We start from the raw sequence: 9369 nt of genomic DNA on the forward strand, positions 1-9369 counted from the left end.
GACGGCGGAGACCCTCGAGGCTCCCGCGACTCCACGCCGGAGCTCAGGGATGTGGAAGTACTACGCGCTCCTGTTCACCGCCGTTGCGGCAGTGCTCGCCTACACGTACATGGCGGACCCCTGCCACCGGCTCTTGAGGACCGACTTCGCGCGGATGCGGCCCGGCCAGGTGCTCGTGAGCTCCGAGGCCGAGAAGGGGTCCCCGTCGAGCGTGCGCTGCCGGATCTCGTTCCGGGAGCCGGGGGGGTCGGAGCTCCGCGAGGAGGTCTGGATCTACCAGTACCACGAGACCGCGTGGGAGTTCGCGAGGGTCGTCGAGGCGGGGAAGCAGGCGCTCACAGGTACAGAGTGACGTAGAGGACGGGCCAGATCCCGACCCCGAAGTACCAGGGGATGCGCGCCGCCGAGAAGGTGCTGCCGCGCAGGGGTCCCCTCGGCAGAGCGGACTCCTCGTCGCGAAGCGGCCCGAGGCGCAGCCATACGCTCCCGAGCAGCGCCAGGGCCCCGGCGACGTGGAGCGCGTGGAGCGCGTTGATCAGGCAGAAGAACCTGCCGTGATGGCTCGAGGTCACGTGCAGCCCTGCGCCGATCAGGCGGAGCCAGACGACGGCCTGGAAGAACAGGAAGAAGGCGCCGAGAAGGATGGCGGCGAAGAGGACGGGGGAGATCCGCGCCTCCGGGTCCTCCCACCTGCGGGCCGCCCGGAAGACCAGGGTGCCGCTCGCCAGGAGGGCCGCCGTGTTGAGCGCCGCCTCGCCGAGGGAGAACCAGGGCTGGCCGGGCGGCGGCCACGCGGCGCCGGCCGCCGCCCGCGTGACCAGGAAGCCGCCCAGCAGGCCGACGAAGACCAGCGCCTCGAAGGCCACGATGACGAGCGCCGCGGCCATGCGGGTGTCGAGGGAAACCCTGCGCGGCCGCCGCGCCGGCCGGAGGGAGATGACGTTGTCTTCCACGGTGGTGGCTGCTCGATCCCGGGCATCGTACCGGCGGGCATTCGGCCGTCGAGCCCCTAGCTCGCCACGAGCGCAGGCGCCCCGGGCGACCGCAGCTGCGGGTAGACGGGCGGCTCGCCGATGCCGAGCTGGCTGCGGACCTCCGCGATCGGGCGGACCAGCAGCGCCTCCCAGTCCTGGTCGATCAGCCAGGCCGACCGGAGGCCGCGCCGGAACCCCTGCCGGATCAGCCGCCCCGTCTCCGAGCCCCAACCCTCGCGCAGCAGGACGCGCAGCACGATGTAGGCCATTCCGGGGCTCCGGGACTGGGCCAGCGTGAAGGCGAGCACCGCCGCCTCGCCGCGCAGATCCCGGTCGTAGCCGGTCAGCACGTGGACGACGTCGTGCAGGTTCATGAACCGGGTGAGGAAGACCTGCTCGTCGCCGGCCTCCGGTGGCGCGGACCCGAGCTGCGCCCGCGCCACCGCTGCGGCCTGTGCCAGGCCCTCGGTCCCGATCCGCTCGCGCGCGAACCATGCGCCGATCTCCCGGCCGAGCGAGCCCGCCGGCAGCGCTCGCAGCCCCTCGAGATCGCCGAGCACGGCGTAGAGGTCCCGGCGCGCGCGCAGGATCGCCTCCGCGCGCGGTGAGCGGCGGAAGCGGCGCAGGAGCCGCTGGCTCCAGTTCCCCGCCAGGGCCGCGATCACGACGATCGCCTGCGCCGTGTCGTCGGGGTCTTCGCCGAGCCTGCGCATCGCGCGCAGCGCGACCAGGGGCCGGATGCGGTTGCGAGCTGCCATGGGGCCTCTCCTGACGCGCGAGCCGGGAACGAAGGACGGCGCCAGCGGCCGGTCGCTAGACCTCGAATCCGAGCTCGCGATAGCGCGGAGCGGTCCGGTCGGTGATGATCCCGAGGCGCGTGAGCTGCGGCATCACGTAGTCGCGGAACGGGTCCGGCTGCGAGGCCATGAACTCGGCATCGGCGATCTTCGCCTGGATCTCGGTCACCGCCGCTCCGAGGTCCGCGCCGACCTCGGCCAGGATCGCTCCCTGCGACAGGAGGCCGGTTCCCGGCCGGCGCCCGCACAGGGCGTCGACGGCGGCGAACGCGAAGTCCTCCACGCGCTCGCGGTCGCGATCCGGCATGCGGGGCAGCTCGTCCTTCATGTAGATCAGGCCGTAGGAGACGTGGCGCGCCTCGTCCTGCGAGGTCAGCCCGACGATCCGGCGGAAGAGCTCGTCCTTGGTGCCCTCCTTCATGATCTTGAAGGAGCCCATCGCGAGCCCCTCGACGATCACCTGCATCCCGACGCACTTCATCTGCCAGAGGTCGGCCTCGAGGATCTGGTTGAGGACGGCCTGCAGGATGGGATCGATCGGATAGGCGTGGTGGAGCCGGGTGATGTAGCGGTGGAAGACCTCGACGTGGCGGGCCTCGTCCACCACCTGGGTGGCTGCGTAGAGCTTGCCGTCCATGTCGGGAACCACTTCGACGAGCTGCCCGCAGCAGAGCAGGGCGCCCTGCTCCCCGTGCATGAACTGGGACAGGATCCAGGCGGCGTTGCGCACGGAGACCTCGACCTGCTTCTCCTCGGGGAGCGCCTTCACGACGTCGAGCTCGCGCAGCATGTCCTGGCGCGGATCCAGGACCTCGTCCGGGCGCTCGGTCTCGAGGTGCCAGGGGATGTCCGCGGAGGCGTTCCACTGCTCCTTCTTCGCCACCTCGTAGAGGTCCCGCAGGGCCTTGACCTTGGGCTCGTAGTCGAAGCGCCAGAGGGTCTTGAGGGTGGTGACGATCTCGTCGACGGACATGCGGTCCTCCAGGGAGCCGGGGGGCGGCAGCGGATCGGCCGCCCCGGTCGGCGGCGCGATGCTGCCAGCCCGGCACGGCGCCGGGGTATGATGGCGGTCATAGCCGGGAGCCGGACCACGCCCCCCGGAAGACGCCGCGAGGAGAAGGGCCGGATCCCCGTTTCGGAGCCCCGCCGGCGTCGCGTCCCGCCGCACCGGCGGCGTCTCCGAGTCGCTCTTCAGATCCGGTCCGGGCAGTGCCGCCGCCAGAGCGACTCGAAGTACGCGTTGGCGAAGGGCGTGAAGCCATCGCCGCCGTGCGGCGTGCTCGAGAACTCGCCGAAGACGCTGCCGTAAGAGGTCGCATAGAGATCGACCCGGACGTAGCTGCCGACGGCGGCCCCGAGCGTGCGGGCGTCCGCGAGGATCCCGGCCAGGCAGGCCGGCGGCTCGCCCGGCGGCGCCTGGGGAAGGCCCGCGAACATCGGGTCGTCGAAGGGCTCCCAGTCCGCCGAGTAGAAGCGGTTGACCGCGGGCATGGCGGGTCCCGGCGAGCGGTGGATCACCTGGATTGCCCCGATCACGCCGGCGAAGGTGTGGACCTTGTAGTCCACGGCGAGGACCCGCTCCCCCGCTTCGTCGGGGACGAGCTCTTCCGCGAGCAGGGGAACGTGGGAGACGAGACCGCGAGCGGCCCGCAGCCGATCGAAGAGGCGGGCGCGCGACAGGGGCTCGCCCCGGAGCAGCTCCTGCCCGCCCGCCATCACGTACGCATTCCGGCGTACGGCGTCGATCGCCGGTTTGATCACGAACCGATCGGGGAGCGAGGCGAGGGCCGAGCGGGTGAGCCAGCGGCCCTCCCAGTACAGATCTGGGACCCGGCAGCCCTGGGCGCACGCGAAGGCGCGCGCGTTCAGCTTGTTGAACAGGCGCCGCTCCCAGTGCTCGCCCCGGCGCCAGCGGCTCGCGGGGGCGCCCGCCGGGATCCGCGTGAGCAGCATCGCGAGACGCCGCAGGTCCTCGCGCGGCGAGCGCGGCGTGTCGCGGCCCCACCAGAGCGCCCGGCGCAGGCGGATCCGTTCGGAGTACACACCTACGGGCGTAGCGCAGGCGGGCCGCGAGTGCCGGCGCAGGCCACGCCGCGGCCGAGTGAGCGGCTCCTCGTGCCGTCCCGAGCGCCTAGAGCCTCACGGTGAGCTCGAGGCCGCCCGGATAGGGAAGGGTGAGCGTGCGGAAACGGTTGCGCGGGTCGTTCACGAACGCGAAGTAGTCGGCGTAGCCCTCGCGAAAGCTCTCGGTGTTGTCGGCGACGACGATCGCACCCGGCCGGAGCTGCGCTGCGATCCGCTCGATCGCCGGGCGTGCCATCGGCGTCCAGACGTCCATCAGCACGAAGTCGATCGGCCCCGGCAGCTCCGCCAGGGTCTCGCGCAGGTCGCCCTCGCGCAGCTCGACCAGGTCGGCGAGGCCGGCTTCGGCCCAGTGCGCGCGCGCGGCCGTCGCCTTCTCGGGCTCGTGCTCGGTGGCGATCACCACGCCCGCTCCGCCCTCGTCGTCCAGGTTGTCGCGCACCGCCGCGGCGAGGTAGAGCGTGGACACGCCGTAGGAGGTCCCGGCCTCGACCACGCGCCGCGCGCGCAGCGCGCGACACAGCTGGTAGCAGAGCTCGCCCTTGTCGCGGTCGAGCGCCACGAGCTTGTCGGCGAGGAAGCGCTCGCTGCGCTCGTCGAAGCGCAGCCCGTCACGGGCGCCCTCCTCGCGGACGCGTTCCGCGAAGAAGCTCCCGAGCGCCGCGTCCTGCGCCCGGCTGCGCGCGTGGAGCCGGTCGAGGAGCTGCGCGACACGCGGGTCGTCGAGGGTGCTCATCGGGGCCCCGGCTCGCGCCGGCGGGCGCCGGCACGCATCAGTAGGCGACGCGCGCCTCGAGCGTGCCGTCGTCGGCTCGCACCACCACGAGGCGCGACATGCACGGCATGCAGTATACGCGATCGCCCTCGCGCAGCTCCCGCGTCGAGCGGATCACGACCTTGCAGACCGGGCAGACCACCTCGTTGGGGCCGAGCGGGTCGCCCGGCCCCTTCCGCCGGCGGTAGAAGCGGCGGTACTTCGGCGGCACCTCGTCGAAGTCGGTCTCTTCGAGCAGGAAGCGCTGGCGCGGAGCCTCGTCCGCCTTGCGTTCGAGCGGGTCGACCATCACTCGAACCCCAGGCGCGCCACGGTCTCGAGGTAGTTGCGGCCGAGCTCGGGCCGCTCGCTGGCCGCGAGGCCGAGCTCGCGCGTGGTCTCCTCGAAGGTCTCGAGCACGAGGTGGTCGAGCTCGTTCTTGACCTCGAGCAGCCGCGCCCGGATGTGCGGCGTCGCCTGGATCCGGCGGCCCAGCTCGTTCTCCCCGAAGCCGATGTGGCGCCGCTCGTCCTTCACGATGCCCTGGAGCACGTCGCGGGTCTTCGGGTCGGCCTCCCGGGCATGGTGCTGGAACACGGTGAACTCCATTGCCTCGAGGATCACGTTCTGCGCGAAGATCGCGGCCTCCCAGTCGCGCCCGGCCACGAGCGCGAGCAGCCGCCGCTTGAACTGGAGCAGGTTGCGGCTCGCGCGCCGCTCGATCTCCTGCTCCGGCTGCTCGACGCCGAGCTCCGAGAGCCGGTGCAGCAGCACCTCGAGGTGGCGGCCCTCGTCGGCGACCTGGGTGGCGAGGAACACCTTGGAGAGCCGGTCCGGCGCGATCGCGATCAGGCCACTCGCGCCCTCGAGGGCAGCCGTCTCGCCCACGCAGTAGTTGCACAGGACGGTGACGAGCCGCTCGCGATCGGCGGGCGCCTCGTCGGGCGTGTCGGGACGCTGCCCGAAGTGGGTGCCGGCCAGGTAGCCGGTGACGGACTGGAACCAGAACTCGAAGGAGTGCACCTCCTCGTGGAAGGCGCGCGGATCGAGCTGGTGCACATCGGCCGATACCCGGTTCATCCCGTGACTCCGCAGCTCAGGGCCGGGCGGGCGTCTGGTACTCGATCCCGATCCGGCCGAGGCGGGTCTTGAACTCCTTCAGCACGGTGTCGGCGAGGAGCCGCTCCATCTCGGCCGGCTCGAGCGCGCTCAAGTCGGCGCCCTGCCACTTCGCCGGTGCCGATCCGTAGCCCGAGAGCTCCGAGCGCAGCTTCCGGATCTCCTCGCGCGCGGACAGGTTGCGGAACCGGTCGGCAAAGGTCGCCAGCATCCAGTAGGACATCTCCTTCTGCATGCGTTCGATCTCGGGCTTCTTCTCGGGGTGCTCCGCGATCAGCGAGCCGATCCGGTTCTCGCCGAAGCCGACGTGGCGGCGCTCGTCGGCGATCGTGCCGGAGAGGGTGTGGGCGAACTTCGGGTTCACCTCCTGCATGGCGGCCTGCATCATCTCGAAGACGCTGAAGGCCATCCCTTCGAGCACGATGTTCTGGCCGACCACGCCGGCCACGAAGTCCTTGCGGTCGACCTTCTCGAGCAGCACCTCCGCGAAGCGCACCAGGTTCGGGTTCGCGTGTTCGCGGATCGTGTCCTCCATCTCGCCCTTCTTCACGCCGAGGTCCAGGAGCCGCTGCGAGAAGATCTCGACGTGGCGCGCCTCGTCGAGCGTCTGCGTGGCGAGGAAGCGCTTGCTTGCTTCGTCCGGCGCCGCGTTCACGAGGCCCGACGAGGCCGCCAGCGCGCAGCGCTCGCCGACGACGAGCTGCACCGTTGCGCCGATCGCCTGCTCCCGGAGCAGGTCGTTCTCGAGCACCAGCGCCGGCTCGCGCTCGTCCGGGCCGTGCCCGTACGCCGTGCCCGCCAGGTACCCCTGGGGACAGGATTCGAGCCAATGCTGGATGGAGTACATCGAGAGGAAGTCGGCCATCGGGAGGGTCCTTCGTGGGGCGAGCCGGCCCGGAGGGGTCGCAAGCTGCGTGCCACCCGGCGGATTCCGGTTCCGGACCGTCCGGTCGGGTCCCAGCGCTCCCGAGCCCGATCGGGATGCTGCGAACGGCCACAGCGCGATGAGGTGCCACAGACCTCCCTGCGGCGATTCGCCTCGCCTACCGCCTCGTGCGCCCCGTATCCTCGGTTGGCCGATGCGCGACATGCCCCGCACCCGACGCCCTGCACTCGCGGTGGTCCTGGCGGTGCTGCTCCTCGTCGCGCTCGTGGCCCTGGACCCGGGCCCGCTGGTCCGGTGTTCGATGGCCCCGGGGGCTCCCTTCGACGCGGAGAGCCCGCCGGTGGCGCCCGACTACCAGGATCCCTCGAGCTGGAGCGCGCTCCCGGAGCGCGAGGACGCGGGCGACGCCCGTCCGGACGGGGTTCCGGCCGCCGACCAGCGCGCCGTCCCGGTCGACGTGTTCTACGTCCACCCCACCTCCTACGTCGGCCGCCGCTGGAATGCGCCGGTGGACGACCCTGCCCTGAACGAAGCCACCGATCGCGTCGCGACCGCCATCCAGGCCACCGCCTTCAACGGCTGCTGTGCGGTGTACGCCCCGCGCTACCGGCAGGCGAACGGGACGTCCTTCACGCGCCCGTCGCCGGACGGAGAGCGCGCGATCGACCTGGCCTACGCCGACGTGCGGCGCGCCTTCGAGGCCTTCGAGGCCCGCCGCGGTGCGGAGCGCCCGTTCCTGCTCGCGGCCCACAGCCAGGGTTCCGTCCTGGCCGAGCGCCTGCTCGAAGACGGGATCGCCGGCACGCCGCGCCGAGACCGGCTCGTCGCCGCCTACCTGATCGGGGCAGCGGTCACGGCCGAAGGCCTGCGCGAGCGCGCCCCCGGCATCGCGCCTTGCACCGGGCCCTCCGACCTCCACTGCGTGGTGGCGTGGAACGCACGCGGCGCCGGGTACGTGCCGACCGACTTCGAGATGGTGCGGCCCGACGCGCGCGAGCGGCTGTGCACGAATCCCCTGTCCTGGCGCACCGACGGCGTCCCGGTGCCCAGGGAGCGCAACCTCGGCGCGGTGTTCCTCGAGAGCGACGAGCGCGCTCCGCGCCCCGGCTTCGCGGACGCCCGCTGCGTCGCGGGCACCCTGGTCCTGCATCGGGTCGCGGCGGCCCCCCGCGACCTGCCGAGCCGCATCGTCGATCGCGTGCTGGGCCGCGGCAACTACCACCCGATCGAGTACCAGCTCTTCTTCATGAACCTGCGCGAGAACGCCTCCGTCCGGACGAAGGCCTTCCTCTCCACCCTCCGCGACACGCCCCGGTGAGGAGGCGGCTAGGCGCCCCGGATCGCCTCCCACACCGGAGGCGGCGCGTAGGCGTCCGGGCCGAGCGCACACGCGAAGCACGGGACGGTGGCCGCGAGGGCGCGTGCCGGCGCCGCGAGCGCGTCGCGGCCGCCGCCCTGCGCGCCGGCCACGAAGGGTGCCAGACGTCCGCCCGCGACGAGGCCCGTCGCCAGCAGGCGGGCGGCTGCTTCGTCGGGCGCGAGCCGCCGGAGCGCGAAGCGGGGACTCCCGCTCTCGGCGACGACCGCGGGCAGCACGATCCGGACCAGCGGATCGCCGGCCCGGGCTGCGACGCCGAGCAGCGCGCAGAGCTGCGGGGGCGAGAGCCCCGGCGGCCAACGATCCCCGGCGCCCTCGGCGGGCCGGCCGGAGCGGCGCCGCGCGCGGGTCTCCTCGAGCGTTCCACTCCAGTGCCACGTCTTCGAGTCGAGCTCGCCGCGCAGCTGCGGGAAGAGCGCGAGCGTGCCCTCGCGCAGGCTCACGATGGTGGGCATGCCGCGCACGTCCGCGCCGCGTGCGGAGACGCCCACGAAGACCCGGTCGTTCGCAACGAAGCGCCCGCCGCCTTCGAGAAGGGCGTGCAGGAGGAGCGTCGACTTCCCGGCCTTCCGGCGGCCGACGAAGAGCGTGACACCGGCGTCCCCGGCGAGCGCTGCGCCGTGGATCGGGAGGGCGCCGCTGGCGAGCGCGTATGCGCTCGCCAGCTCACGCAGGGCGCGCAGCGCGACGAGCCGGCCGTGCGGGCGCTCCGCCGCCACGAGCGCGTGCACCGTGCGCGGGGACCCGGGGCCGGCCGCCTTCACTCCGATCGCGATGCACCCGCGAGGGTCGGCGGCCAGGGTGCCGGCGTCACCGGCGCGCAGCAGCGGCCAGGGCGGCTGCGGGTCGTCGTGCGTGAAGACCTCGGCGGCCTGCCCGGTCGGCTCGGCGCCGGCCAGCCGGCCCGCGAGCAGGTCGGCGTCGATCTCGACGACGACGCGCGGGGCGCCCGCGTGCGGGGGGCCGACCCGGGTCGTGAACCAGGGAGAGAGGAACTCCTCGAGCCAGGTGAGCAGGGTGGGGCTCGGCGTGCACACCTGCGCCTCGAAGCCGTCGTAGCCGAAGGTGAGGGCGGGCACGGCGGCGGATGCTAGCCGAGCCGCTTCGCCCGGCCGTGGGCGTCCCGATGCGCGGGGGCGTCCCGATCGACTTCGCTCGCCTTCGGCTCGCTGCGCGCTCGCTTCCGGGGTTGCCGGCGCGGGGGGCGGCCCGATCGACTTCGCTCGCCTTCGGCTCGCTGCGCGCTCGCTTCTGGGGTTGCCGGCGCGGGGGCGGCCCGATCGACTTCGCTCGCCTTCGGCTCGCTGCGCGCTCGCTTCCGGGGTTGCCGGCGCGGGGGGCGGCCCGATCGACTTCGCTCGCCTTCGGCTCGCTGCGCG

Annotated in this window: 11 protein-coding genes; 2 read left to right on the plus strand and 9 right to left on the minus strand. The window is 72.9% G+C overall.

All coding sequences use genetic code 11. The features are described 5' to 3' along the window. The first annotated feature begins 49 nt into the window (after positions 1–49). A complete protein-coding gene (locus OZ948_13840; protein MEB2345808.1) occupies positions 50–352 on the plus strand; it encodes a hypothetical protein in 303 nt (100 codons plus the stop codon). On the opposite strand, the gene OZ948_13845 is transcribed toward OZ948_13840, so the two are convergent. The 8 genes from OZ948_13845 to OZ948_13880 all read right to left on the minus strand — a co-directional run bounded on the left by OZ948_13845 (position 336) and on the right by OZ948_13880 (position 6591). Then, the gene (locus OZ948_13845) at positions 336–953 is read right to left on the minus strand and encodes a cytochrome c oxidase subunit 3 (protein MEB2345809.1); all 618 of its coding nucleotides are present in this window, start codon (positions 951–953) and stop codon (positions 336–338) included. The two genes, OZ948_13840 and OZ948_13845, sit on opposite strands and share 17 nt — an antisense overlap. A gap of 56 nt (positions 954–1009) precedes the next feature. Next, positions 1010–1732: a Coq4 family protein gene (locus OZ948_13850; protein MEB2345810.1), complete on the minus strand. Its 723-nt coding sequence runs from the start codon at positions 1730–1732 to the stop codon at positions 1010–1012. A 55-nt stretch (positions 1733–1787) separates the two neighbouring features. After that, positions 1788–2744, minus strand: coding sequence for a ferritin-like domain-containing protein (locus OZ948_13855; protein MEB2345811.1), 957 nt, complete (start codon positions 2742–2744; stop codon positions 1788–1790). A gap of 218 nt (positions 2745–2962) precedes the next feature. Beyond that, complete coding sequence (locus tag OZ948_13860; protein ID MEB2345812.1) at positions 2963–3814, minus strand: ATP-grasp fold amidoligase family protein; 852 nt, start codon at positions 3812–3814, stop codon at positions 2963–2965. 88 nt (positions 3815–3902) lie between these two features. Continuing rightward, entirely contained in the window at positions 3903–4589 is a 687-nt protein-coding gene (locus tag OZ948_13865) for a class I SAM-dependent methyltransferase (GenBank protein ID MEB2345813.1), read from the minus strand. A 37-nt stretch (positions 4590–4626) separates the two neighbouring features. Beyond that, a complete protein-coding gene (locus OZ948_13870) occupies positions 4627–4917 on the minus strand; it encodes a hypothetical protein (protein MEB2345814.1) in 291 nt (96 codons plus the stop codon). After that, positions 4917–5687: a ferritin-like domain-containing protein gene (locus OZ948_13875; protein ID MEB2345815.1), complete on the minus strand. Its 771-nt coding sequence runs from the start codon at positions 5685–5687 to the stop codon at positions 4917–4919. Before OZ948_13875 ends, OZ948_13870 begins: the two co-directional genes overlap by 1 nt. 16 nt (positions 5688–5703) lie before the next feature. Further along, positions 5704–6591 carry a hypothetical protein gene (locus OZ948_13880; protein ID MEB2345816.1) on the minus strand — a complete coding sequence of 296 codons (888 nt, stop codon included), beginning with the start codon at positions 6589–6591 and terminating at the stop codon, positions 5704–5706. A gap of 223 nt (positions 6592–6814) precedes the next feature. Here OZ948_13880 and OZ948_13885 point away from each other — a divergent pair, with 223 nt between their 5' ends. Continuing rightward, complete coding sequence (locus tag OZ948_13885) at positions 6815–7930, plus strand: DUF3089 domain-containing protein (protein ID MEB2345817.1); 1116 nt, start codon at positions 6815–6817, stop codon at positions 7928–7930. An 8-nt stretch (positions 7931–7938) separates the two neighbouring features. On the opposite strand, the gene OZ948_13890 is transcribed toward OZ948_13885, so the two are convergent. Continuing rightward, positions 7939–9069: a hypothetical protein gene (locus tag OZ948_13890; protein ID MEB2345818.1), complete on the minus strand. Its 1131-nt coding sequence runs from the start codon at positions 9067–9069 to the stop codon at positions 7939–7941. Between the last annotated feature and the right edge of the window lie 300 nt (positions 9070–9369).

It is taken from the genome of Deltaproteobacteria bacterium (genome assembly GCA_035063765.1).
Taxonomy (GTDB): Bacteria; Myxococcota_A; UBA9160; order UBA9160; family PR03; genus CAADGG01.

Excerpts from the sequence above, each read along its gene's own strand:
- OZ948_13885 (MEB2345817.1), top strand. The coding sequence starts at position 6,815 with ATGCCCCGCACCCGACGCCCTGCACTCGCGGTGGTCCTGGCGGTGCTG.
- OZ948_13880 (MEB2345816.1), bottom strand. The coding sequence starts at position 6,591 with ATGGCCGACTTCCTCTCGATGTACTCCATCCAGCATTGGCTCGAATCC.
- OZ948_13840 (MEB2345808.1), top strand. The coding sequence starts at position 50 with ATGTGGAAGTACTACGCGCTCCTGTTCACCGCCGTTGCGGCAGTGCTC.
- OZ948_13870 (MEB2345814.1), bottom strand. The coding sequence starts at position 4,917 with ATGGTCGACCCGCTCGAACGCAAGGCGGACGAGGCTCCGCGCCAGCGC.
- OZ948_13850 (MEB2345810.1), bottom strand. The coding sequence starts at position 1,732 with ATGGCAGCTCGCAACCGCATCCGGCCCCTGGTCGCGCTGCGCGCGATG.
- OZ948_13855 (MEB2345811.1), bottom strand. The coding sequence starts at position 2,744 with ATGTCCGTCGACGAGATCGTCACCACCCTCAAGACCCTCTGGCGCTTC.
- OZ948_13865 (MEB2345813.1), bottom strand. The coding sequence starts at position 4,589 with ATGAGCACCCTCGACGACCCGCGTGTCGCGCAGCTCCTCGACCGGCTC.
- OZ948_13875 (MEB2345815.1), bottom strand. The coding sequence starts at position 5,687 with ATGAACCGGGTATCGGCCGATGTGCACCAGCTCGATCCGCGCGCCTTC.